The sequence below is a fragment of the Pseudocitrobacter sp. 73 genome (assembly GCF_008369545.1).
In the GTDB taxonomy this organism is placed as follows: domain Bacteria; phylum Pseudomonadota; class Gammaproteobacteria; order Enterobacterales; family Enterobacteriaceae; genus Pseudocitrobacter; species Pseudocitrobacter vendiensis.
The window spans coordinates 26,427-51,846 of record NZ_VTZO01000019.1; the positions used below are offsets into that span (position 1 = coordinate 26,427).

The following is a 25,420-nucleotide window of genomic DNA, read 5'->3' on the forward strand; positions in this document are numbered from 1 at the left end:
AAAAAACGTCAGCGACTGCTGCAAAGCAATCGCTGACGGATTAAGTACTGAGTTTATTGCAGGTCGAAACGGTCCAGTTCCATCACTTTCACCCATGCCGCCACGAAGTCTTTCACAAACTTCACGTGAGCATCGCTGCTGGCGTACACTTCGGCCAGCGCGCGCAGTACCGCGTGAGAACCGAATACCAGATCCGCGCGGGTGGCGGTGTATTTCACTTCGCCGTTCAGGCGATCGCGGCCTTCGAACAGCTCGCTGGTGTCATCGGTGGCTTTCCATTCGGTGCGCATATCCAGCAGATTTGCGAAGAAATCATTGCTGAGCACGCCCGGGCGGTCAGTAAAGACGCCATGCTTGCTACCGTCGAAGTTCGCGCCCAGAACGCGCATACCGCCCACCAGCACCGTCAGTTCCGGCGCGGTCAGGGTCAATTGCTGAGCTTTGTCGATCAGCAGGGATTCGGTGGTTGCCGCCCCCGGTTCGCCGCGATAGTTACGGAAACCATCAGCGATCGGTTTGAGCAGTTCAAACATCTCGATATCGGTCTGATCCTGGCGCGCATCTACGCGGCCCGGCGTGAACGGAACATGAATGCTGACACCTGCCGCGCTCGCTGCTTTCTCAACCCCCACAACGCCTGCCAGGACGATGATATCCGCCAGTGAGGCTTTGCCAGAGGCTTGCTGGATTTTTTCCAGTACAGGCAACACGCGTGCTGCTGTAGCATTCACCGCCCAACCACGTTGCGGATTCAGCGCCAGACGAGCACCGTTGGCGCCGCCGCGTTTATCGCCACCGCGGAAGGTAGACGCGGAGGCCCACGCGACAGAAACCAGTTCACTCACCGAGAGACCTGAAGCAGCGATTTCCGCTTTCAGGTTCAGAATATCTTCTTCCGTCGGATGGTAAGTCGGCTGCGGCAGCGGGTCCTGCCAGATCAGATCTTCTTTCGGTACTTCCGGCCCGATATAGCGCGCTTTCGGCCCCATATCACGGTGGGTCAGTTTGTACCATGCACGCGCGAATGCTTCGTTAAACGCCTGCGGATCGTTCAGGAAACGACGGCAGATTTTTTCGAAGTCCGGATCAAAACGCAGCGTCAGGTCAGTGACCAGCATGGTCGGCTTGCGTTTTTTCGACGGGTCGAACGGGTCAGGAATGATTTCCGGCGCATCAACGGCTTCGAACTGAATTGCGCCAGCCGGGCTGCGAGTCTGCACCCACTCGTATTTGAACAGGTTCTCGAAGAAGTAGTTGCTCCACTGAGTTGGTGTCTGCGTCCACACCACTTCAAGACCGGAGGTAATCGCATCTTTACCGACACCAGTGCCGAAATCGCTCTTCCAGCCGAGGCCCTGGTTTTCAATCGGTGCGGCTTCCGGATCCGGGCCAACGTGGGTTGCCGGGCCTGCGCCGTGGGTTTTACCAAGGGTGTGACCACCGGCGATCAGCGCCACGGTCTCTTCGTCGTTCATGCCCATGTTACCGAAGGTGGCTCGAATCGCGTCTGCCGCAGAAAGCGGTTCACCGCTGGCGTTCGGACCTTCCGGGTTGACGTAGATCAGGCCCATTTCAGTGGCCGCTAGCGGACGTTTCGCCAGCTCTTCCGGGTCACGGTGAGCAAGCCAGGTTTTCTCATCACCCCAGTTTACGTCGAGATCCGGTTCCCAGACATCTTCACGACCGGCACCAAAGCCGAAGGTACGGAAGCCGGAGTTTTCCAGCGCCACGTTACCCGCCAGGATGAACAGGTCAGCCCAGGAAATTTTCTGGCCATATTTCTGTTTGATTGGCCACAGCAGGCGACGTGCTTTATCCAGGCTGACGTTATCTGGCCAGGAGTTCAGCGGCGCAAAACGTTGCTGACCACGGCCCGCACCGCCACGTCCGTCAATAGAACGATAGGTACCTGCGCCATGCCACGCCATGCGGATAAACAAACCGGCATAGCTACCCCAGTCGGCAGGCCACCACGGCTGCGATTCGCTCAGCAGCGCGCGCAAGTCGCCTTTCAGGGCAGCATAATCCAGTTTGCTGAATTCTTTACGGTAATCGAAGTCTTCCCCAAGCGGGTTAGAACGGTTGGAATGTTGGTTGAGAAGGTCCACGCGAAGCTGTTTTGGCCACCAATCCTGGCTGGTCGTCCCTGCACCCGCACTCTGATCGTGACCGCCCTGATGGAAAGGGCACTTACCTGCGGACGTTTTATTCTCGATATCGTCTGACGTACTCATCAATATGCTCCCTCTACAATGTTACCGTTACGATATACAGCATCAGAGTAAAGTTATAATTGAAATAATCCACAGATTCGATAGTTGGAAACTTTTATATTTTTGGTTACGGGGATGTAGATCAAAGTAGACGCAAAAAAGCCCTCATGCGAGGGCTTTTTGACTATAAGGTGGGTCTGACACCCAGCGTATGACAAATGGCATAGCTCATCTCAGCGCGGTTAAGTGTATAAAAATGAAAATCTTTTACCCCTTCCCGACTTAAAATCTTTACCATGTCCATGGCGATAGACGCGCCCACCAGTTTGCGGGTCTCCGCGTCATCGTCCAGCCCTTCAAACATTGTAGACATCCAGTGCGGAATACGCACATTGGTCATATCGGCAAATTTCTTCGCCTGTTTAAAGTTAGAGACCGGCAGGATGCCCGGAATAATTTCAACATCAATACCCGCAGAAACGCAGCGGTCACGAAAACGCAGATAGCTTTCAACGTCGAAGAAAAATTGGGTAATTGCACGATTCGCCCCGGCATCAACTTTACGTTTCAGGTTGAGCAGATCCGCCTGCGCGCTTTTCGCCTCCGGATGCACTTCCGGATAAGCGGCAACGGAGATATCAAAATCGCCCACTTCTTTCAGCAAGCCAACCAGGTCCGCCGCATACATATCCGGCTTGCCGCTGCCTGGCGGCAGGTCACCGCGCAGGGCGACGATATGGCGAATGCCGTTGTTCCAGTAGTCCTGGGCGATGGCGCGCAGTTCATCACGGCTGGCATCAATGCAGGTCAGGTGCGGCGCGGCCTCAAGGCCGGTACGATCTTTGATGCCTTTAATGATGCTGTGTGTGCGGTCACGCTCGCCCGAGTTGGCACCATAGGTGACGGAAACGAATTTCGGTTTCAGGCTGCTTAAGCGATCGATAGAGTTCCACAGGGTTTGCTCCATTTCACTGGTGCGCGGCGGGAAAAATTCGAACGAAACGTTAATATGCCCCTGGACTTCGGCCAGACTTTGATTCAGGGCTTCCCGCTGGTTGGCGTGAAAAAAGCTCATACCTTACCTCATCAATCGCGTGTCATTATTTGTTGTGTTGTGAACATCCATCCGTTTAGACGTCTGGAAGTAAAGATGAAGGAAAAGTTGGGGAAGGTCAATAGAAAGATCCGCACAATCGGTGAGGAATATTCAGGCAAGATGAAAAAAAATCATCTTACAATACATGATGTGCTTCATCGTCCCTACTTAATCACATCAACATCCTGGTGTGCAAAACGGTTATGTTAACGCCGTGCCAGGCAGGAATCAGGTAGCCCCTGGCTATTCTGTATCGTGCAGTTAAACCAGTGACTACTCTCAAATCGGCAAGCGCCGTTTAAATTATCATTTATAAAATCACAACCGATAATCCTACAATTAACAAAGCGGCAGTGATAAAAACCTGCGCCTCTGAAAATGCTTGCTTCGAACAGAGTATCAACAAACAGGCAGCTATTGAACATAACCCAGTACCAGTCCAGATTTCTCAATGTGCAGTTGAGAAATGTCGAATCAAAAATAGTGCCTTCTAAGTTAGAACTGTCGAATTCGCAGTATCGAAGTATATTATTATCATTCATAACAGAAATGTGGTGCTTTTTATTATACAACTCGTACTCTATTAACATTCTCGTATCCTCAGGATGAGAAGTAATGGATGCCGTAGTATCTTCAACTGGTTAGCTTGCTGATGGTTTCTGTATCAATTTTAATATGTTATTTTGATACCTCGCTTCAAAATATAGATTTTCGTAATATTGAACATCTCCTTCTGGGCTCAATATCTTTTTGATCCATACAATGAATTTTGGTAATACGGCGTCCTGCAAAAGGCTACGAGCGTGTACCACGTCTTCTTCTGGCAATGCGCCTGCCCTGATATAACACCGCTGATACGCTACATTTTCATTTGGCGGCCAAAAATGCGCTTCAAAGATCGACCCAGTACTCTTTTGGTTCCAATAGTTCAAATTAATATAAATATTCACCTCATTCTCCAAAAGAATGTTTTCTAACATTTTAGTTTTAAGAATAAAGCAAAAATTTTTAGCTATTTTATCCTTTTCAATCGATTCGATCATGATATCCAGCACGTTCTGAGAGAGATGATTAATGCCCCTTGTAGATCGGACACAATCACAAATACAGTAGTTTTTTGCGGATTATAAACCGGATAAGACCTTTGATCTTATCCGGTAAAAGACAGGAAATTACAGCAACTGCGCCAGCCGGTTAATATCCGACTGAATCGCCCCGGCCGTGACATCGCGCCCGGCGCCTGGCCCGCGGATCACCAGCGGGTTGTCGCGATACCAGCGGCTTTCGATGGCAAAGACGTTATCGCACGGCAGCAGCGCCGCCAGCGGGTGTTCCGGGCGCACGGCTTCCACGCCGACGCGCGCTTTGCCGTTGGCGTCGAAACGCGCCACGTAGCGCAGCACCAGGCCCATTTCCTGCGCCGCTTCGAAGCGTTGCAGCATCTGATCGTTGAGCTCATCACCATTTTCAAAGAAGTGATCGATCGAGCCATCCTCACAGTGCGATGGCACCAGCGACTCCACACGAACCTGATCCGGCTCGATATCGTAGCCCGCTTCGCGCGCCAGAATCACCAGCTTACGCATCACGTCTTTCCCGGAAAGGTCGTCACGCGGGTCGGGTTCCGTTAAGCCCTGCTGCCAGGCTTGATCCACCAGTTCGGTGAACGGCACGGTGCCGTCGAACTGCAGGAACAGCCACGAAAGCGTGCCGGAGAAAATCCCGCTGATGGACAGAATGCTGTCGCCGCTGTCGATCAGGTCGCGTACGGTATGGTTTACCGGCAGGCCCGCGCCGACGGTGGCGTTATATAACCAGTGACGCCCGGTTTTTTCGAACGCGTCGTGGATCTGGCGATAGTTATGGCTGCTGCTTGCGCCGGCCAGTTTGTTGGCACTGATAACGTGGAAGCCGTGACTGGCGAAATCGAGATACTGATCAGCCAGCTGTGGGCTGGCAGTGACATCCAGCACCACCAAATCATCATACGGGTGCGCGCGCATCCACAGGAACAGTGACTCTTCATCCTGTTCGAGCGCTTCATCTTCGAAGAATGCCAGCGCGCGGCTAGCGTCCAGCCCTTCATAGCTCAGCAGGCTGCGGCGGCTGTCCACCACGCCGGCCAGCGTGAACTCAAACCCGGTTCGCGCCGAGAGCGTGCTCTGTTCGCGCGCGAAAAGCTCCAGCCAGCGAGAACCGATGTTGCCCTTGCCGAACAGCACCAGGCCGATGCGTTTTTCTGCGCGGAATACGGACTGATGCAGACCCTGAATCAGGCTCTCGGTTGGGCCGGTACGCAGCACGGCCACCAGGCTGATGCCCTCTTCCGATTGCCAGGTAAACTCGACCGGCTGGCCTTTCAGTTGCTGCCAGAAACGGTGGCAGTGCAGCGGGTTACGGGTGACGCCCGCCCCGACAATTGCCACCAATGCCAGGCCCTGACGTAAACGCAGCTCGCCCGGTAACCCGGCTTCATCAAGAATTTTTAACGCGCTATCCGCCACTTCCGAGGTGTAGCAGAATTGCAGCAACTGGCGATCGGTATGAACGCCCACCGCCAGCGGACGAATCCCCGCACGCTTCAGTAACTGGTCAACATCTTTATGCGCCAGCTTAAAGTCCTGGCTTGCCGGGACGCGGAATTCAATCAGGCAGACGTCATCATGGCTGGTAACGATACGCGCGCCTGTACCAGAAGCCAGCACGCGTTCAATACGCGTAGAGCCCTGATCCGGCGTGTAGCTACAGCGCAATTGCAGATCGATATCACTGCCGGAAACCGGCTGTAGGGTACGGGCGTGCAGCACCGGGGCGGCGAGACGCGCCAGTTCGCTGGCCTCGTCCAGACGCAGCAGCGGCAGCAGGCAGGCATCTTTGACTTTACGCGGGTCGGCGCTGTAGACGCCCGCGACGTCGCTCCAGATGGTGACGCGAGAAACGCCCGCCAGCGCGCCAATCTGCGTGGCGGAGTAGTCGGAACCGTTACGCCCCAGCAGCACGGTTTCACCCGCATTGTTGCGGCTGATAAAACCGGTCACCACCAGACGTTTACCCGGATGCTGCGCCATCAGCTGTTGCAGTAACGGATAAGAAAGGCCTTCATCAACCTGCGGCTGAGCAGAACGCTCGGCCCGCAGGAATTCACGTGCGTCGAGCCACGCCGCATCCAGACCCTGCTGTTGCAGCACGGCCGCCATCAGACGTGCGGACCACACTTCACCGTGGCCCACCACTTCCGCATACACGGCATCAGTAACACCGCCATCCAGCAATACGGCTAAACGTTCAAGGTCATGAATAAATGCGCTAATCAAGCCGTCGGCAATCTCAGCGGGTAACAGGCCGCTAATCAGCTCTGACTGATAGCGACGCAGCGTCTGTTGAACCTGATGCGCAGAAAGACGATCGCTCTGGCTGAGTTTCAGCCAGCTAATCAACTGGTTAGTGGTGCTACCGGCTGCGGAAACAACCATCATATCGCCTGGCTGAGAATACTCCGCCATAATCCCGGCAACACGCAGGTAACACTTCACATCCGCCAGACTACTCCCACCAAATTTATGCAGTTGACGTTCTTTCGTCCCTGCCTGCGCAATCACACTCATTTTTATCCCTCGGCTGCAACCCGGAAGCCATTTTCCAGATCGGCAATTAAGTCTTCACTATCTTCAATACCGGTTGAGATACGCAACAGCGTCTCAGAAATCCCGGCGGCGGCGCGCGCTTCCGGCGCCATGCCCGCGTGGGTCATCGTAGCGGCGTGGGAGATTAAGCTCTCAACCCCACCCAGCGATTCTGCCAGCGTAAACAGCGACAGCCCGCTCAGGAAGCGGCGCAGCGTCTGTTCGTCGCCGTCCAGTTCAAAGCTGAGCATCGCGCCAAACCCTTTCTGCTGGCGGGCGGCAATCTCGTGGCCCTGATTTTCCGGCAAAGAAGGATGATACAGTTTTTTCACCAGCGGCTGGTTTTTCAGGAAGTCGACAATCGCATACGCATTGCGTTGCGCCACTTCCATGCGCGGCGACAGCGTGCGCAAACCGCGCAGCAGTAAATAGCTGTCGAAGGCGCTACCGGTCACGCCGATATTGTTCGCCCACCATGCCAGTTCCGTCACCGTCTCCGGGTCTTTCGCAATCACGACCCCGGCAACCACATCAGAGTGGCCGTTTAGATATTTAGTACATGAATGCAACACCAGATCCGCGCCCAATGCCAGCGGATTTTGCAGCGCCGGGCTTAAGAAGGTGTTATCCACCACGCTGACCGCGTCGACTTCACGCGCCAGGCGACATATTTTCGCGATATCTACCACGCGTAACAGCGGATTACTCGGACTTTCGACCAACACCAGTTTCGGTTTTTCTTCCAGCGCCGCACGCAGCGCCTGCTCGTTGCCCTGATCGACAAACTTCACGCGATAACAGCCGCGTTTTGCCAGGCTGTCGAACAGACGATAGCTGCCGCCATAGCAATCGTGCGGCGCCACCAGCAGGTCGCCCGGCTTCAGGAACACCGTCGTCACCAGGTGAATCGCCGACATACCCGTATTGGTCATCACCGCACCCGCGCCACCTTCCAGCTCGGCCAGCGCTCGCTGCACCACATCACGCGTCGGATTGCCGCGACGAGAATAGTCATGAGCGCGCGGCTCATTAAAACCGGTGAAATTATAGGTACTGGAAAGATGAATTGGCGGGACAACGCAGCCATACTGTTCGTCATCATTTAAACCGCTGCGCACTGCGATGGTGGCTTGTTTACGGGTCATGGTGATTCGTTCCTGACTTAATCGGTGAAATGTCAGGCATCAGAGTAAACACTGTCACAATAGACGTCAATACATCTGGACATCTAAACTTCTTTGCGTATAGATTGAGCAAAAGACGAATAGCCGTTAAAATTATATGCATTAGCGCACAACTGCGGCGGCTCATATCGTGTCAGGGCCGCGTCACTACGGTAAACTATGCGCGATTATGGTCAGAGCCGAAGCTCGACCTTTCATTAATGATAAAGAGGATTAAGGTATCTCATGGCTGAATGGAGCGGCGAATATATCAGCCCATACGCTGAGCACGGTAAGAAGAGTGAGCAAGTAAAAAAAATTACGGTTTCCATTCCTCTGAAGGTGTTAAAAATCCTCACCGATGAACGCACGCGTCGTCAGGTGAACAACCTGCGTCACGCCACCAACAGCGAACTGCTGTGTGAAGCGTTCCTGCATGCTTTTACCGGTCAACCGTTACCAAACGACGAAGACCTGCGGAAAGAGCGCAGCGATGAAATCCCGGAAGAGGCGAAGGTGATTATGCGTGAACTGGGGATTGACCCGGAGACGTGGGAGTACTGATTCAGGGAGCGCGGCTCACGGAGTACGAGCCGCGCTTTTTAATGTGATGACACGGAGGTTGTGCCATGAAACCCTGTTTACTGGCATTCGGCCTGGTTTTGGCTTATCCGGCTTATGCCTGGGAGCCGCAAACCGGCGACATCATCTTTCAAATTTCTCAATCCTCACAAAGTAAAGCCATTCAGTTGGCCACCCATTCTGACTATAGCCACACCGGCATGATTGTTATCCGCGAGAAAAAACCGTATGTCTTCGAGGCCGTTGGTCCGGTTATCTATACGCCGCTGCAAAAATGGATAAGGCACGGAAAAGACGGGAAATATATCGTGCGTCGTGTGGACGGCGGGTTATCGGCTCAGCAAAAACAGAAGCTGGCACAAACCGCGAAGCGCTATCTCGGTAAACCTTACGATCTGGCCTTTTCCTGGAGCGATGACCGCCAGTACTGCTCTGAAGTGGTGTGGAAGGTGTATGACAAAGCGTTGGGAATGAAATTGGGTAAGCTGCAAAAACTGAAGGATTTCGATCTCAGTAATCCGGCGGTGCAGGCCAAACTGAAAGAACGCTACGGCAAGAATGTGCCGCTCAATGAAACCGTTATCTCCCCGCAGGCCGTGTTTGATGCGCCGGGGCTGGAAACGGTTGAGAAAAAGTGGACGTTATTTTCGTGGTAGTGCGCGCTGAAGAAAATGCCTGATGGCGCTGCGCTTATCAGGCCTACAAATTCTGCAATCCGTAGGTCGGGCAAGCGAAGCGCCACCCGACGAAGTGCACCTTAGTCGACGTTGTAACTTTCATTTCTTACAGACACAAAAAAGGCGCCTTTCGGCGCCTTTTTCGGAGAAGCAAAACTTATTTGCTGCCCGGGATGCTGAAACGCTTGTTGAAGCGGTCAACACGGCCACCGGTAGCAACGTCACGCTGCTTACCAGTGTAGAACGGGTGGCATGCGCCACAAACGTCCAGGTTCAGATCATGACCCGCAGTGGAGTGAGTCTTGATAACATTACCGCAAGAACAAGTTGCAGTAATTTCTACGTAATTCGGGTGAATACCTTTTTTCATGGGAAACCTCAGTTAAGGCCGCGTCGCTCTTCCAGCCCTAACGCCAGACACCACGCGATGTTGATAGTAAACTTCTCGGCTTTCGACGCATTTTTTCTGCATCAAAGGCGGCGGATCATACAGAATCTGAACAGGGTATGCAAACTGATCCGTTCTTCACCTGAGTACAATGTGTATACTAACCCGCTCCTTTTCAAGTCCAGGAAGAAAAAATGCCTGTTGCCCACGTCGCCCTGCCCGTTCCGCTACCGCGTACGTTTGACTATCTGCTGCCTGAAGGCCTCAGCGCCAAAGCGGGATGTCGCGTTCGCGTGCCGTTCGGCAAACAGGAGCGCGTTGGCATGGTGGTGTCAGTCAGCGAAAAAAGCGAACTGCCGCTGGATGAGCTGAAACCGGTTATCGACTTGCTCGACAGCGAACCGGTGTTTACCACCTCGGTATGGCGGTTGCTGCTGTGGGCGGCGGATTACTATCATCACCCGATTGGCGATGTGCTGTTCCACGCGCTGCCGATTCTGCTGCGCCAGGGCAAACCGGCCAGCCACGCGCCACTGTGGTACTGGTTTGCTACCGAACAGGGACAGGCGGTGGATATCAACAGTCTGAAACGCTCGCCAAAACAGCAACAGGCGCTGGCCGCGCTGCGTCAGGGGAAAATCTGGCGTCATCAGGTGGCTGAACTGGAATTTACCGAAGCGGCGTTGCAGTCTCTGCGCAGCAAAGGGTTAAGCGAGCTGGCGAGCGAAGCCCCCGCGCTGAACGACTGGCGCGAAGGCTACTCCGCCATTGGCGAACGACTGCGTCTGAATACCGAACAGGCTACCGCCGTGGGCGCGATCCATAGCGCATCTGACCGCTTCTCTGCGTGGCTGTTAGCGGGCGTAACCGGGTCGGGTAAAACCGAAGTGTATCTCAGCGTGCTGGAAAACGTGCTGGCGCAAGGGAAACAGGCGCTGGTGATGGTGCCGGAAATCGGCCTGACGCCGCAGACCATCGCTCGCTTTCGCGAACGTTTTAACGCGCCTGTCGAAGTACTGCACTCCGGGCTTAACGATAGCGAGCGCCTGAACGCCTGGCTAAAAGCCAAAAGCGGCGAGGCGGCGATCGTTATCGGCACACGCTCATCACTGTTTACGCCGTTTAAAAATCTCGGCGTGATTGTTATCGACGAAGAGCACGACAGCTCTTATAAACAGCAGGAAGGCTGGCGCTATCATGCCCGAGACTTAGCGGTCTGGCGCGCGCACAGCGAGCAAATCCCGATTATTCTTGGGTCGGCGACGCCTGCGCTGGAAACCCTGCTCAACGTGCGTCAGCATAAATATCATATGCTGCGCCTGACGCGCCGCGCTGGTAATGCGCGGCCAGCAACACAGCACGTGCTCGATTTAAAAGGGCAGCAGTTGCAGGCGGGGCTTTCTCCGGCGCTCATCAACCGTATGCGCCAGCATTTGCAGGCGGATAATCAGGTGATCCTTTTCCTCAATCGCCGCGGTTTCGCGCCCACATTGCTTTGCCACGACTGCGGATGGATAGCCGAATGCCCGCGCTGCGACAGCTACTACACGCTACACCAATCGCAACACCATTTACGCTGCCACCATTGCGACAGTCAGCGCCCGATTCCACGCCAGTGTCCTTCCTGCGGTTCAACACACCTGGTGCCGGTTGGCCTGGGAACCGAACAACTGGAGCAGGTACTGGCCCCACTTTTCCCCGGCGTGCCGCTTTCCCGTATCGACCGTGACACCACCAGCCGCAAAGGCGCGCTGGAGCAATATCTGGCGGAAGTGCATCGCGGCGGCGCACGTATTCTGATCGGCACCCAGATGCTGGCAAAAGGCCACCACTTCCCGGACGTCACGCTGGTTGCCCTGCTTGATGTCGATGGCGCGCTTTTCTCGGCGGATTTCCGCTCGGCAGAACGTTTTGCCCAGCTCTATACCCAGGTTTCCGGGCGCGCCGGGCGTGCGGGCAAGCAGGGTGAAGTGGTTTTACAAACGCACCATCCGGATCACCCTCTGTTGCAAACGCTGCTCTATAAAGGCTACGACGCGTTTGCTGAACAGGCGCTGGCCGAGCGCCAGACCATGCAGCTTCCGCCGTGGACCAGTCACGTGCTAATTCGCGCGGAAGATCACAATAACCAGCAGGCGCCAGTGTTCCTGCAACAACTGCGTAATCTGTTGCAGGCCAGCCCGTTGGCGGATGACAAACTGTGGGTTCTCGGCCCGGTTCCCGCCCTCACGCCGAAACGCGGCGGACGTTATCGCTGGCAAATCTTGCTGCAACACCCTTCCCGCGTGCGCCTGCAGCATATCGTCAACGGCGCGCTGGTCCTCATCAATACGCTGCCGGAAGCGCGCAAAGTGAAGTGGGTCCTCGACGTTGACCCGATTGAAGGTTAATGCCCAGGTTGCGAGCAAGATCGAGGAATCTAACAATCGTCACACTTTTTATGAAAATTCTGTAACAGATCGGATTAACTATCTGATAAAAGTGTGTCTGATGTCAGACACAGGGGAGGTGTCTGCGCCAGTCAGCGAGGAGAAATCAGGTGAAGGCTAAAAAACCGGTTGTGGCCGCAACCATGAAAGACGTTGCTATGCAGGCGAAAGTCTCTACGGCAACCGTATCACGCGCATTAATGAACCCCGAGAAGGTCTCACAGGCAACGAGAACTCGCGTTGAGCAGGCCGCACTGGAAGTCGGTTACCTCCCGCAGGTGCAGGGGCGTAACATGAAACGCAATGAATCTCGCACCATTCTGGTTATCGTGCCGGATATCTGCGACCCCTTCTTCAGCGAAGTGATTCGTGGAATCGAAGTCACCGCCGCCTCGCAGGGTTATCTGGTGCTGATTGGCGACTGCGCGCATCAGAATCAGCAGGAAAAAACCTTCATCGATTTAATCATTACCAAGCAGATCGACGGTATGTTACTGCTCGGTTCGCAGTTGCCGTTTGATGCCAGTATTGAAGAGCAGCGCAATCTGCCACCGATGGTGATGGCCAACGAATTCGCCCCAGAGCTGGGGTTGCCGACGGTACACATCGATAACCTCACCGCCGCGTTCAATGCCGTAAACTATCTGCACGAGCTGGGTCATAAACGCATTGCGTGCATCGCCGGGCCGGAAGAGATGCCGCTGTGCCACTACCGCTTACAGGGGTACGTGCAGGCAATGCGCCGCAGCGGTATCACGGTCGATCCGGCCTACATCACGCGCGGCAACTTCACTTACGAAGCGGGCGCTAAAGCGCTTGAGCAGCTTCTGGCACTGCCGCAACCGCCGACCGCCGTGTTCTGCCATAGCGATATCATGGCGCTCGGCGCGTTCTCCTGCGCCAAACGTCACGGTCTGAAAATTCCGGACGACCTGTCGATTATCGGCTTTGATAACATTTCGCTTGCGGAGTTCTGCGACCCACCGCTCACGACCATTTCTCAGCCGCGTTTCGACATTGGTCGGGAAGCGATGCTGTTGTTACTGAATCAGCTAAGTGGGCAATATGTCGACAGCGGTTCGCGTCTGCTGGACTGTGAACTGGTCATTCGCGGCAGCACACAAAAAATATGACATAAAAGTGTGGGGCTTTAGGACTTGCTTGTCTGGTCAAAGCCTCGTCGCTTAAGTAACATGTCGGGTTCACGAACGAATAAATACAGCGAAACGATAGTGGCACAACGAGATTATGTACGCCGCAGCCAACAGGCTCCTTCGCGGCGCAAAAAGAGCACCTCACGGAGTTCGCGGAAAAATCAAAGTAGCTTCCCGGCGGTATCACCGGCGATGGTGGCCATTGCCGCCGCGGTGGTCGTCGCCTTTATCGGTGGTTTGTACTTTATTACCCATCATAAAAAAGAAGAGTCTGAAACGCTGCAAAGCCGTCAGATGACAGGGAATGGTCTACCGCCGAAACCGGAAGAACGCTGGCGCTACATTAAAGAACTGGAAAGCCGCCAGCCAGGCGTGCGTGCGCCAACGGAACCGTCTGCGGGCGGGGAAGTCATGAACCCGAACCAGTTGACCGACGAACAGCGCCAGCTGCTTGCGCAAATGCAGGCCGATATGCGCCAGCAGCCGACGCAGCTGACGGAAGTGCCGTGGAACGAGCAAACGCCAGAGCAACGCCAACAAACGCTGCAACGTCAGCGTTTAGCGCAGCAGGCTCAGCAAGCGCAACAGCAGCAGCAATGGGCGCAAACGCAACCTGTGCAGCAGCCGCGCGCGCAACAGCAGACACAACAACCGGTACGCCAGGCGCAAACCACACAGCAGCAGCCGCGTCAGACGCAGCAGCCAAAAGCGGCCGCCACTAATCAGCAGCCGTATCAGGATCTGCTGCAAACGCCTGCGCACACCACAACGTCTGCGCCTAAACAGCAGGCCGCCGCGCCGGTGACACGTGAGACCACGCCACCTAAGGCAACCGAGAAAAAAGACGAGCGCCGCTGGATGGTACAGTGTGGTTCGTTTAAAGGTGCAGAGCAGGCCGAAACCGTGCGTGCACAGCTGGCGTTCGAAGGGTTTGATTCACGCATTACCACCAACAATGGCTGGAACCGCGTCGTCATCGGGCCTATCAAAGGCAAAGAGAATGCCGATGGCACCCTCAACCGCCTGAAAATGGCCGGTCACGGAAACTGCATAAGACTCGCTTCCGGGGGTTGAAACCCCCGAAATACCCCCCATCTATAATGTCATTCTGCCCCGCAAAGCTTGCGGGGCCCCTATTCCGTATTTGCAACAAGGGGTCTGCTCGTGACAACAATAGTAAGTGTTCGCCGTAACGGCCACGTCGTAATCGCCGGTGATGGACAGGCTACGCTTGGCAATACCGTGATGAAAGGCAACGTGAAGAAAGTCCGTCGCCTGTACAACGACAAAGTGATTGCCGGTTTCGCTGGCGGCACCGCTGATGCCTTTACCCTGTTCGAGCTGTTCGAACGTAAGCTTGAAATGCACCAGGGTCATCTGGTGAAAGCCGCCGTTGAGCTGGCGAAAGACTGGCGTACCGACCGTATGCTGCGCAAGCTGGAAGCCCTGCTTGCCGTCGCGGATGAAACCGCATCCCTCATCATTACCGGGAACGGCGACGTCGTTCAGCCGGAAAATGACCTGATTGCTATCGGTTCGGGTGGCCCATACGCCCAGGCCGCAGCCCGTGCCCTGCTGGAAAACACCGAACTGGGCGCGCGCGACATTGCTGAGAAAGCGTTGGATATTGCAGGCGATATCTGCATTTACACCAACCACTTCCACACCATTGAAGAATTACCGTCTAAAGCGTAAGGATTGACCATGTCTGAAATGACCCCACGCGAAATTGTCAGCGAACTGAACAAACACATTATTGGTCAAGACGCGGCCAAACGCTCCGTTGCGATCGCCTTACGTAACCGCTGGCGTCGTATGCAGCTTGATGAAGAGCTGCGTCACGAAGTAACCCCGAAAAACATTCTGATGATCGGCCCGACCGGTGTCGGTAAAACCGAAATCGCCCGTCGTCTGGCGAAGCTGGCTAATGCGCCGTTCATCAAAGTTGAAGCGACCAAGTTCACCGAAGTGGGCTATGTCGGTAAAGAAGTGGATTCCATCATCCGCGATCTGACCGATTCCGCCATCAAAATGGTGCGCGTGCAGTCCATCGAAAAGAACCGTTTCCGCGCGGAAGAGATGGCCGAAGAGCGTATCCTCGACGTGCTGATCCCACCGGCCAAAAACAACTGGGGCCAGGCGGAGCAGCAGGCTGAACCGTCTGCCGCGCGTCAGGCATTCCGCAAAAAACTGCGTGAAGGCCAGCTGGACGACAAAGAAATTGAGATCGATCTCGCTGCTGCACCGATGGGCGTTGAAATCATGGCGCCTCCGGGAATGGAAGAGATGACCAGCCAGCTGCAGTCGATGTTCCAGAACCTCGGCGGGCAGAAACAGAAACCGCGTAAGCTGAAAATCAAAGATGCGATGAAGCTGTTGATTGAAGAAGAAGCGGCGAAACTGGTTAACCCGGAAGAGCTGAAACAAGACGCTATCGACGCGGTTGAGCAGCACGGTATCGTGTTCATCGACGAAATCGACAAAATCTGTAAGCGCGGCGAATCCTCCGGCCCGGACGTGTCCCGCGAAGGCGTACAGCGTGACCTGCTGCCGCTGGTTGAAGGCTGCACCGTGTCCACCAAGCACGGTATGGTAAAAACAGATCACATTCTGTTTATCGCTTCCGGTGCATTCCAGGTGGCAAAACCGTCTGACCTGATCCCGGAACTGCAGGGCCGTCTGCCGATTCGCGTTGAGCTGCAGGCGCTGACCACCAGCGACTTCGAACGCATTCTGACCGAACCGAATGCATCCGTTACCGTTCAGTACAAAGCGCTGATGGCGACCGAAGGCGTGAACATTGAGTTCACCGAATCCGGTATTAAGCGTATTGCCGAAGCCGCATGGCAGGTTAACGAAACCACCGAGAATATCGGTGCGCGTCGTCTGCACACGGTTCTGGAACGTTTAATGGAAGATATCTCCTATGACGCCAGTGATTTAAATGGTCAAAGCATCACAATTGATGCGGAATACGTGAGCAAACACCTGGATGCACTTGTTGCAGATGAAGATCTGAGCCGTTTTATCCTATAATCGCGTTCAATGCATATTCATCACTGTTGATGGGGCTGAAAAGCCCCATTTTTATTGGCAAAAAATCACTATGACTGAAATCAGCCGCACCCAGGCCTGGCTTGAAAGCCTGCGCCCTAAAACGTTACCTCTGGCCTTCGCCTCTATCCTGGTGGGTATTACGCTCGCCTGGTGGCAAGGGCACTTCGATGCAACTGTGGCTGTGCTGTCGCTGGTGACTGCGGGCCTGCTGCAAATCCTCTCCAACCTCGCGAACGATTATGGCGATGCGGTGAAGGGCAGCGATAAACCCGACCGCATCGGGCCGCTGCGCGGCATGCAAAAAGGCGCCATCACCCAGCCGCAGATGAAACGCGCGCTGATGATTACCGTCGCGCTCATCTGTCTTTCCGGCCTTGGGCTGCTGTTTGCGGCATATCAAAACATCGGTGACTTTATCGGTTTTCTGGTGCTGGGGTTGCTCTCAATTGTCGCGGCAATTACCTATACCGTGGGCACTCGTCCTTACGGATATATCGGTCTGGGTGATATTTCTGTGCTTATTTTCTTCGGCTGGCTGAGCGTTATTGGCAGCTGGTATTTACAGGCGCATATGCTGAGCGCCACGCTGATTCTTCCCGCCACAGCGTGCGGATTGCTGGCAACGGCAGTATTAAATATCAATAACCTGCGCGATATCGACAGCGATCGCGAAAACGGCAAAAACACACTTGCGGTACGTTTAGGCCCGGTCGGTGCACGTCGCTATCACGCTTGCCTGCTTGGCGGCACGCTGGTGTGTCTGGCGCTGTTTAACCTGATTTCACTGCAAAGTCTCTGGGGCTGGCTGTTTATTCTCGCCGCACCGTTGCTGTTCAAACAGGCGCGCTACGTCATGACGCAGCGTGAACCGGTCGCGATGCGACCAATGCTTGAACGCACGGTCAAAGGCGCGCTGCTCACTAACATCCTGTTTATCGTTGGGATTATCCTGAGCAAGGCGCTGGGTTAACTGACAAATATCAATTAACAATTGATGATTTTGCCAACAGTGCACAGAGCGCGATATACTGAAATCACTCGCAGCAACTGAGTGTTAATCCTATGAAATACGATACTTCCGAGCTTTGCGACATCTATCAGGAAGATGTCAACGTCGTGGAACCCCTGTTCTCCAACTTTGGCGGGCGGTTGTCGTTTGGTGGGCAAATCACCACCGTGAAATGTTTCGAGGATAACGGGTTGCTGTATGATCTGCTCGAACAGAATGGCCGTGGCCGCATTCTGCTGGTTGACGGCGGCGGTTCTGTACGCCGCGCGCTGATTGATGCGGAACTGGCGCGTATCGCCACCCAGAACGAATGGGAAGGCATTGTGGTTTACGGCGCCGTGCGTCAGGTTGATGACCTTGAAGAGCTGGATATCGGCATCCAGGCCATTGCCGCCATTCCGGTTGGCGCAGCTGGCGAAGGCATTGGCGAAAGCGACGTACGCGTCAATTTCGGCGGCGTAACTTTCTTCTCCGGCGACCATCTCTATGCTGATAACACCGGCATTATCCTTTCTGAAGATCCGCTGGATATCGAGTAAATAATTCGCATATGATAAAGGGGAAATTTATTTCCCCTTTTTTTATACACGGATGTATATATGCGGTTTATAGTTTTAGGTGTTTTATATATTGCAGTTATTATTATCAAGCATCTGCAATGGAAAAACCTGATTACGGACGACACAGGTAATATTATCGCCTATGTGAATCTCGTCTTTTTTTATCCGTTAGGGACTGCTTGTCTTGTAGCCGCCGCGTTTTGCGTAATATTTCGTAAAACGGCGCAGCCGCAAATTATTGCCGGTACAAGCTGGGTGATGGGGATAATACTCCTGTTCAGCTGCGCCACACACTTCTGGCAATTTTTTAGCTGGGAGTACACCGCACCGAATGCGCCCATCACGCTGACGTTCCCGAGTAACGAGTGGAAAACGGTGGTGATCACGCCTCATGGCTACCGTATGACGGTGGTAATGAAAAATGCTCATGCCGGGATCTCCGTGATATCCAGCATGCAGGATTCAAGTAATGTTCATAACTTTGATGAATTACTCACATCACAGCAGATTCGCTTCAAGAGTAGCTATCAGGCGGATGCGTTTACGCTTTTTCCCTGTCAGGTTGACGGCTTCCGCTGCGCCTATCAGGACTATATCGCCACAACCGATGATGGCGATGAAAAACGGTCTATTTTGATGACGCTGCTGGATAATACCCATTTTATCCAGGTGGCGGCGGTTATCGATCAGAAATATGCTGATGAGTATTACGAAGAAGTTATGACGATTTTTAATTCTGCTAAACCTATCGCAGAGTAAACCACTCAAGTATACAAGGACGATATATGCGTTATGTTATTTATTTTATTCTGCTGATAGTTTCGTTTGTCGTAGGGCATTTTAAAAGTGGCATTTCACTCCATGAAATGGAAAGCGAACCTGGACAGTTTGGTGAATATATTGGTGCAGTATTTCTTTCACCACTGATACTTCCCACGATTATCTTTTTCATCGTGAAAATTTTTCGCCGCCATAAAGAAACCAATTATCTACGCTGTAGCAACTGGGTGCTTGGCGTTATGTTGCTATCAAATATTTCGTATGCACTTACCTTTAACACACCTCATTACAAAACCCTCCCTGAGGCGCAGGTCACATTCACCGTTCCAGATCGCGGCTGGAAACTTGAAGAAGCTAAAAGTAATGGTCGTCAGGTCAAGATGCTTTTTTCAGGTAACTATCGTATCGCGATCTATGCTGAGCGGCACTCGCAGGCTGAATTAAATATATACAACCTCAACGATATCAAAGCATTCTCGAAGAAATTATTGGGCGACGCATATGATGAGGATTTGTACCAGGTCTATAAGTGTACAGCGAAAAATTTTCGCTGCGCTTTCCAGGCCGTGTCGTCAGAACAACACAAAAAAGAGATTATCTATGTCTATCTACTGGATAAAGAAAGCGTTATCCAGCTAACGGTAGTTATCAATAAAGATAACTTCGAAAAAGATTATGCGGCCTTCAAAACTATTCTGGATTCTGCGGTAAACGCTAACCCTTGATCTAAAAAGCCTTCCCGACAGGGAAGGCTTTACTCAATGCAGGCTGTAGCCAACACACGCGAATCAGTACAGCATTTTCGCGCAGTCTAACCAGTCACCTTTGAACGGACGCTTCATATTTTCGATAGCGTCAATGATGTCGTGGTGAACCAGTTTTTCGTTCTGAATACCGACGCAACGACCACCAAAGCCCTGCTGCAGCAGTTCAATAGCGTATGCACCCATACGGGAAGCCAGAATACGATCGTAAGGCACCGGGGAACCGCCGCGCTGGATATGGCCCAGAACAGTTGCACGCGTTTCACGGCCTGTTTCTTTCTCAATGAAATGCGCCAGCTCATCGATATCACACATGTGTTCAGTGATGGCAACGATAGCGTGTTTTTTACCTTTCGCGATACCCGCTTTGATTTCAGCAACCAGATCATCGCGTTTGAATTCAACTTCAGGCACGACGATGAATTCACAACCACCGGCAATTGCTGCCGCCAGGGTCAGGTCGCCGCAGTAACGGCCCATGACTTCCACCACGGAAATACGCTGGTGAGAAGAAGAGGTGTCACGCAGACGGTCAATCGCTTCAACCACGGTGCTCAGAGCAGTGAAGAAACCGATGGTGTAGTCAGTGCCTTTGATATCGTTGTCGATGGTGCCAGGCAGGCCGATGCACGGGAAACCCATTTCGGTCAGACGCATGGCACCCATGTAGGAGCCGTCACCGCCGATAACGACCAGCGCGTCCAGACCACGTTTTTTCATGTTTTCGATAGCCACAGCGCGGATGTTCTCATCACGGAATTCCGGGAAACGCGCTGAACCGAGGAAGGTACCACCACGGTTGATCATATCGGAGACGCTGTAACGGTCGAGCTGAACCATACGGTCTTCGTACAGACCAAGGTAACCGTCATAGATACCAAAAACTTCCAGACCTTCCGTTAACGCAGCGCGCACAACACCACGAATGGCAGCGTTCATACCCGGCGCATCACCGCCGCTTGTCAACACACCGATTTTCTTAATCATGACTACCTCTGAACTTAGGAATGCTAATAATTAATTCTTCTGCCCGAAGCGCTCCCTGTAGGGAGAGAACGACCTTATTACAGATAGTATATCAAGTGCTTCGTGCTGAATTGATTCAGGTCAGGCCGAATGGCGGTTATTTGAACAAAAAATGCCGATCGACCCCACACTTTTACAACGACTTACGAAAGTTCAAACGCTCCTGCCACCATCCGGAACAACCGAGCACGGATCCTGGTGAATAATCACATCGGATCCGGGGAAGCGACGCAAAATAGCCTGCTCCACCTGTTCGGCAATTACATGTGCCTCAACCAGGGGCAGGTTATCTTCCATTTCCAGATGGATCTGAATAAAGCGGGTCGGCCCTGACTGCCGCGTTCTGAGATCGTGTGCACCGCATACCCCAGGCCAGGCGGTCACGATGTCGATAATTTCCTGGCGTTCTCCGTCGGGTAATGCGCGATCCAACAAAGACTGAACCGCCTCATAACCCATACGTAATGCGCTATATAAAATATAGATGCCAATTCCTAAAGCAAACAGCGCATCTGCGCGATGCCAGCCGTACCAGGAGAGCCCCAGTGCGACCAAAATTGCACCGTTCATCATAACATCAGACTGATAATGAAGCATATCCGCCCTTACCGCCTGACTTTGCGTTCTTCGCACCACCCAACGCTGGAAAGAAACCAGCACTAACGTACTCACCAACGCAACGATCGTCACAATGATGCCGATGCCTGGTTTATTCATTACCTGCGGCTGAGCCAAATGCTGGATGCCGGTTAAGAAAAGAAACAGTGCCGAACCGGAAATAAACATGCTCTGCGCCAGCGCTGCCAGCGATTCTGCTTTGCCGTGGCCGAAGGTGTGCTCGTCATCGGCGGGTTGCAGCGAATAACGCACCACCCACAGGTTAGTCAACGATGCCGCGATATCCACCAGGGAATCCACCAGCGCCGCCAGAATACTGACGGAACCGGTATACCACCACGCAAAAATTTTAATCAAAAGTAACACAGAGGCCATCACCGTCGCAGCAAGTGCTGCGCGGCTGATGAGCTGGCCATATGATTGATTCATAAACGCTCCTGCCATTCATTCTGCGGCTAGTATAGCGGAGGCGATGGTAAAATTTGGGCAAAAAAAACCCCCACATCATGTGGGGGAAGACAGGGATGGTGTCTATGGCAAGGAAAAACAGGGTTTGTTACTGGTTGCTACGGGTACTACTAAATAACATTGTCGTTGGGTTTTTTTGCATCCCGGCAACCTCACGCAACTGGTCCATACGTTGCTGGTGTTTCTCATTTAGAGCCGCTTGCTGCTCTGGCGTGAGCAGGCGATACATCTGGTTGCGCACTTTCGCCATTTCTACCTGGCGGGCAACTTGCTCTTTGGCCATTTTTTCGGCCTGAGCGCGTACAGCGGCTTCATCAAATTTTTCTGCTGTGATGAGACGATGCATCGTCTCTACTTCGCTAACATTAACGGGCGGCTGGTCATGCCGGGCTCGTTGCATCAGATCTCGCATCTGCTGACGTTGATGTTCGGTTAAACTTATGCCGTCAAACATATGACCCTGACTGCTACGCTGCGTGCTACCCTCAGCGGGGTGCCAGTTAACGCTGGTGACGACTTCAGCTGCCTGGCTAGTAGCACTTAGCGCCAGTGTTGAGGCCATGACGGCAGCGATAACATTGCGCATCACTTGCTCCCAAAAACTTTTGTGTCGCGATTCAACGAGAGACAGTTTACGATTCAGGCTGCAAACATGCGTCAGGGGGTGTAAAACAACGTAAAGTCATGGATTAGCGGGCCTTGATGACGTAATTTCTGCCTCGGAGGTATTTAAAATATGAATAAAATTTTATTAGTTGATGATGACCGCGAGCTCACTTCCTTGTTAAAGGAGTTGCTCGACATGGAAGGGTTCAACGTCCTGGTAGCCCATGACGGTGAACAGGCACTGGCACTTCTGGACGACAGCATCGACCTGCTTTTGCTCGATGTGATGATGCCGAAGAAAAACGGTATCGACACGCTTAAAGAGCTTCGTCAGACACACCAGACCCCCGTTATTATGCTTACCGCGCGCGGAAGCGAGCTGGATCGCGTTCTGGGCCTTGAACTGGGCGCAGATGACTACTTGCCTAAGCCGTTCAACGATCGTGAACTGGTTGCGCGTATACGCGCGATTCTGCGTCGTTCCCACTGGAGCGAACAGCAGCAAAACAGCGACGTCGGTTCCCCGACCGTTGAAGTCGATTCCCTGAGCCTGAACCCGGGCCGTCAGGAAGCCAGCTTTGATGGGCAGGTTCTTGAACTGACCGGCACTGAATTCACCCTGCTTTATCTGTTGGCGCAGCATCTCGGCCAGGTTGTTTCTCGTGAACATCTTAGCCAGGAAGTGCTGGGCAAGCGCTTGACCCCGTTCGATCGCGCTATCGACATGCACATCTCGAACCTGCGCCGCAAACTGCCGGAGCGTAAAGATGGGCATCCGTGGTTTAAAACCCTGCGTGGTCGCGGTTATCTGATGGTATCGGCTTCATGATAGGAAGTTTGACCGCTCGCATCTTCGCCATTTTCTGGTTAACGCTGGCACTGGTGCTGATGCTGGTTCTGATGCTACCGAAGCTCGATTCTCGTCAGATGACCGAGCTGCTGGACAGCGAACAGCGCCAGGGCATGATGATCGAACAGCACGTTGAAGAAGAACTGGCGGCAGATCCACCGAACGATTTGATGTGGTGGCGTCGTCTGTTCCGTGCCATTGATAAGTGGGCGCCGCCCGGTCAACGTCTTCTGCTGGTGACCAGCGAAGGCCGCGTGATCGGCGCAGAACGCAGCGAAATGCAGATCATTCGTAACTTTATTGGGCAATCAGATAACTCAGATCACCCCCAGAAGAAGAAGTATGGCCGCGTTGAGCTGGTAGGCCCTTTCTCCATCCGCGATGGGGAAGATAACTACCAGTTATACCTGATTCGACCTGCCAGCAGTTCACAATCAGATTTTATCAACCTGCTGTTTGACCGCCCGTTATTGCTGCTCATCGTGACAATGTTAGTCAGTTCGCCGCTGTTGTTATGGCTGGCGTGGAGCCTGGCAAAACCGGCGCGTAAGTTGAAAAACGCCGCCGATGAAGTCGCCCAGGGGAACCTGCGTCAGCATCCTGAACTGGAAGCCGGCCCGCAGGAGTTTTTAGCCGCAGGCACCAGCTTTAACCAGATGGTGACGGCGCTGGAACGCATGATGACGGCGCAGCAACGTCTGCTTTCTGATATCTCCCACGAGTTGCGCACGCCGTTAACGCGTTTGCAGCTAGGCACCGCACTGTTGCGTCGCCGCAGCGGCGAGAGCAAAGAACTGGAGCGCATTGAAACCGAAGCGCAGCGTCTGGACAGCATGATTAACGATCTGCTGGTGATGTCGCGTAATCAGGCGAATAACGCGCTGGTCAGCGAGACGATGAAGGCCAACCAACTGTGGGGCGAAGTGCTGGATAACGCCGCCTTCGAAGCCGAGCAGATGGGCAAATCCTTTAGTATCGATTACCCGCCAGGTCCGTGGCCGTTGTACGGTAACCCGAATGCGCTGGAAAGCGCGCTGGAAAACATCGTGCGCAATGCTCTGCGATACTCACACACCAAAATCGCGGTGGCGTTTTCGGTCGATAAAGACGGCATTACCGTAAACGTTGACGATGATGGTCCGGGTGTCAGCCCGGAGGACAGAGAGCAAATCTTCCGTCCGTTCTATCGCACCGATGAAGCACGTGACCGTGAATCCGGCGGCACCGGGCTTGGCCTGGCGATTGTTGAAGCCGCTATTCAGCAGCATCGCGGCTGGGTCAAGGCCGATGACAGCCCGCTCGGCGGGTTGCGGTTAACGATTTGGTTGCCGTTGTATAAGCGGACGTAGGGATGAGGGCCCCCTCACCCTAACCCTCTCCCGCAGGGAGAGGGAATCGATCGAGCCAATGCTCAAGCTTGTGTGATTTTCCCCCTCTCCCTGTGGGAGAGGGCCGGGGTGAGGGCATCAAACCGCACTAACGCCCCTCGACTTACCCCACAATCTCCGCGAATTATCTTCAATCTTGCCGCTAAGTACCCGCTTCTGCATCGTTCTCGTCCAGCTCGTTGATAGTCCTGCCGCCGACATCAACCGATGATACTGCTCTTCATCGAACGGCATATGCCAGGCAATCGCAGCAGCCTCTTGCACGGACACCTCGCTCAGCCGCGAAACCAGCTCCAGCGGCGCGTCGCTTGATACCTGCCCCGGCGCAATCACACGATACAACCAGCCCACTTTGCCACGGCTTTGCATCCGTGAAGACATATCGGCAATGCCAAAATGGTCGTTCAGCTTGAAGCAGGGTGAACGCGGCTGGCTAATTTGAATCAACGCCTCGCCCCAACGGAAGATATCGCCGATAAAGGCCTCTTTTTCGGTTAAACCGTGCGTTGAAAGATTTTCGCCAAATGCGGGCGCATAGAAGAGATCGGCCTGATCGGGAAATTCGCGCATCCACTCTGCGTAATGCTCGCGAGGATAGTGGCACAGTGCGCGTTCCGGGCCACCGTGGATTTTTTTCTCTGCCTGCTCATCACCCGCCAGCCCCCGTTCGGTCAGCGTCAGCTCGCCATCTACCTGCACCTTAGCAATAGCACTTGGGCGGCTCCCCTCGTAGTCGCGGATTGTGCCAATAAAAACCTCAACCGGATAATGCATCTCGTCACCCTGTTTCACGGAAATCACTGCCTAAAGGCTCGCTGGTCGCAGGGGGAAATACAATCTTTTTTTGCCATATAGGTTCATGAGTCCAAACGCGCTCTGCATGTGGAGTGGGCGTTTTTTGGGGGTTCGGGATCTTCAGGAAACTATTTATCCAATTGATATTTGTTACTTATTTATAAGTATGTAACT

Annotated in this window: 23 protein-coding genes; 13 read left to right on the top strand and 10 right to left on the bottom strand. The window is 53.6% G+C overall.

Annotated features, from left to right (window positions below; translation table 11 throughout):
- Window positions 1-53: 53 nt before the first annotated feature.
- From katG to metB, 5 genes are all read right to left on the bottom strand, one after another.
- Complete coding sequence (katG, locus tag F0Q32_RS18385) at window positions 54-2,234, bottom strand: catalase/peroxidase HPI (RefSeq protein WP_149464212.1); 2,181 nt, start codon at window positions 2,232-2,234, stop codon at window positions 54-56.
- A gap of 163 nt (window positions 2,235-2,397) precedes the next feature.
- Window positions 2,398-3,288 (bottom strand): methylenetetrahydrofolate reductase, encoded by an 891-nt coding sequence (gene metF / locus F0Q32_RS18390; RefSeq protein ID WP_149464213.1) that lies wholly within the window; start codon window positions 3,286-3,288, stop codon window positions 2,398-2,400.
- 662 nt (window positions 3,289-3,950) lie between these two features.
- Window positions 3,951-4,352: a hypothetical protein gene (locus tag F0Q32_RS18395; RefSeq protein WP_149464214.1), complete on the bottom strand. Its 402-nt coding sequence runs from the start codon at window positions 4,350-4,352 to the stop codon at window positions 3,951-3,953.
- Window positions 4,353-4,481: 129 nt separating this feature from the next.
- Window positions 4,482-6,914: a bifunctional aspartate kinase/homoserine dehydrogenase II gene (locus tag F0Q32_RS18400; RefSeq protein WP_149464215.1), complete on the bottom strand. Its 2,433-nt coding sequence runs from the start codon at window positions 6,912-6,914 to the stop codon at window positions 4,482-4,484.
- 2 nt (window positions 6,915-6,916) lie between these two features.
- Window positions 6,917-8,077, bottom strand: coding sequence for a cystathionine gamma-synthase (gene metB / locus F0Q32_RS18405; RefSeq protein ID WP_149464216.1), 1,161 nt, complete (start codon window positions 8,075-8,077; stop codon window positions 6,917-6,919).
- Window positions 8,078-8,341: 264 nt separating this feature from the next.
- On the opposite strand from metB, the gene metJ reads away from it, so the two are divergent.
- Window positions 8,342-8,659, top strand: coding sequence for a met regulon transcriptional regulator MetJ (gene metJ / locus F0Q32_RS18410; RefSeq protein ID WP_015966498.1), 318 nt, complete (start codon window positions 8,342-8,344; stop codon window positions 8,657-8,659).
- A 65-nt stretch (window positions 8,660-8,724) separates the two neighbouring features.
- Window positions 8,725-9,333 (top strand): YiiX family permuted papain-like enzyme, encoded by a 609-nt coding sequence (locus F0Q32_RS18415; protein ID WP_149464217.1) that lies wholly within the window; start codon window positions 8,725-8,727, stop codon window positions 9,331-9,333.
- A gap of 178 nt (window positions 9,334-9,511) precedes the next feature.
- Here F0Q32_RS18415 and rpmE read toward each other — a convergent pair whose 3' ends face one another.
- Window positions 9,512-9,724, bottom strand: coding sequence for a 50S ribosomal protein L31 (gene rpmE, locus F0Q32_RS18420; RefSeq protein ID WP_015966500.1), 213 nt, complete (start codon window positions 9,722-9,724; stop codon window positions 9,512-9,514).
- Between the two features lie 212 nt (window positions 9,725-9,936).
- Here rpmE and priA point away from each other — a divergent pair, with 212 nt between their 5' ends.
- From priA to F0Q32_RS18465, 9 genes are all read left to right on the top strand, one after another.
- Window positions 9,937-12,132, top strand: coding sequence for a primosomal protein N' (gene priA, locus F0Q32_RS18425; RefSeq protein WP_149464218.1), 2,196 nt, complete (start codon window positions 9,937-9,939; stop codon window positions 12,130-12,132).
- Between the two features lie 149 nt (window positions 12,133-12,281).
- Entirely contained in the window at window positions 12,282-13,304 is a 1,023-nt protein-coding gene (gene cytR, locus F0Q32_RS18430; protein WP_149464219.1) for a DNA-binding transcriptional regulator CytR, read from the top strand.
- Between the two features lie 99 nt (window positions 13,305-13,403).
- The gene (gene ftsN / locus F0Q32_RS18435; RefSeq protein WP_149464220.1) at window positions 13,404-14,399 is read left to right on the top strand and encodes a cell division protein FtsN; all 996 of its coding nucleotides are present in this window, start codon (window positions 13,404-13,406) and stop codon (window positions 14,397-14,399) included.
- 90 nt (window positions 14,400-14,489) lie between these two features.
- Complete coding sequence (gene hslV / locus F0Q32_RS18440) at window positions 14,490-15,020, top strand: ATP-dependent protease subunit HslV (protein ID WP_015966504.1); 531 nt, start codon at window positions 14,490-14,492, stop codon at window positions 15,018-15,020.
- Window positions 15,021-15,029: 9 nt separating this feature from the next.
- Window positions 15,030-16,361: an HslU--HslV peptidase ATPase subunit gene (hslU, locus tag F0Q32_RS18445; RefSeq protein ID WP_015966505.1), complete on the top strand. Its 1,332-nt coding sequence runs from the start codon at window positions 15,030-15,032 to the stop codon at window positions 16,359-16,361.
- A gap of 70 nt (window positions 16,362-16,431) precedes the next feature.
- On the top strand, window positions 16,432-17,352 hold the full coding sequence (gene menA / locus F0Q32_RS18450) for a 1,4-dihydroxy-2-naphthoate polyprenyltransferase (protein ID WP_149464221.1): 921 nt from the start codon (window positions 16,432-16,434) through the stop codon (window positions 17,350-17,352).
- Window positions 17,353-17,444: 92 nt separating this feature from the next.
- Entirely contained in the window at window positions 17,445-17,930 is a 486-nt protein-coding gene (gene rraA / locus F0Q32_RS18455) for a ribonuclease E activity regulator RraA (protein ID WP_015966507.1), read from the top strand.
- 60 nt (window positions 17,931-17,990) lie between these two features.
- Window positions 17,991-18,710: a hypothetical protein gene (locus tag F0Q32_RS18460; RefSeq protein ID WP_149464222.1), complete on the top strand. Its 720-nt coding sequence runs from the start codon at window positions 17,991-17,993 to the stop codon at window positions 18,708-18,710.
- 26 nt (window positions 18,711-18,736) lie between these two features.
- Window positions 18,737-19,456: a hypothetical protein gene (locus F0Q32_RS18465; RefSeq protein WP_149464223.1), complete on the top strand. Its 720-nt coding sequence runs from the start codon at window positions 18,737-18,739 to the stop codon at window positions 19,454-19,456.
- A gap of 63 nt (window positions 19,457-19,519) precedes the next feature.
- Here F0Q32_RS18465 and pfkA read toward each other — a convergent pair whose 3' ends face one another.
- The 3 genes from pfkA to cpxP form a co-directional block, all read right to left on the bottom strand.
- On the bottom strand, window positions 19,520-20,482 hold the full coding sequence (gene pfkA / locus F0Q32_RS18470) for a 6-phosphofructokinase (protein ID WP_149464224.1): 963 nt from the start codon (window positions 20,480-20,482) through the stop codon (window positions 19,520-19,522).
- Window positions 20,483-20,674: 192 nt separating this feature from the next.
- Complete coding sequence (gene fieF / locus F0Q32_RS18475; RefSeq protein WP_149464225.1) at window positions 20,675-21,568, bottom strand: CDF family cation-efflux transporter FieF; 894 nt, start codon at window positions 21,566-21,568, stop codon at window positions 20,675-20,677.
- Between the two features lie 127 nt (window positions 21,569-21,695).
- Window positions 21,696-22,193 (bottom strand): cell-envelope stress modulator CpxP, encoded by a 498-nt coding sequence (gene cpxP, locus F0Q32_RS18480; protein ID WP_149464226.1) that lies wholly within the window; start codon window positions 22,191-22,193, stop codon window positions 21,696-21,698.
- 150 nt (window positions 22,194-22,343) lie between these two features.
- Between cpxP and cpxR the strand changes: the two genes are divergently transcribed.
- A complete protein-coding gene (cpxR, locus tag F0Q32_RS18485; RefSeq protein WP_015966513.1) occupies window positions 22,344-23,042 on the top strand; it encodes an envelope stress response regulator transcription factor CpxR in 699 nt (232 codons plus the stop codon).
- Window positions 23,039-24,412, top strand: a complete 1,374-nt coding sequence (gene cpxA / locus F0Q32_RS18490) for an envelope stress sensor histidine kinase CpxA (protein WP_149464227.1) — start codon at window positions 23,039-23,041, stop codon at window positions 24,410-24,412. Before cpxR ends, cpxA begins: the two co-directional genes overlap by 4 nt.
- 117 nt (window positions 24,413-24,529) lie before the next feature.
- Here cpxA and yiiM read toward each other — a convergent pair whose 3' ends face one another.
- Entirely contained in the window at window positions 24,530-25,225 is a 696-nt protein-coding gene (gene yiiM, locus F0Q32_RS18495; RefSeq protein WP_149464228.1) for a 6-hydroxyaminopurine reductase, read from the bottom strand.
- Window positions 25,226-25,420 lie beyond the last annotated feature (195 nt).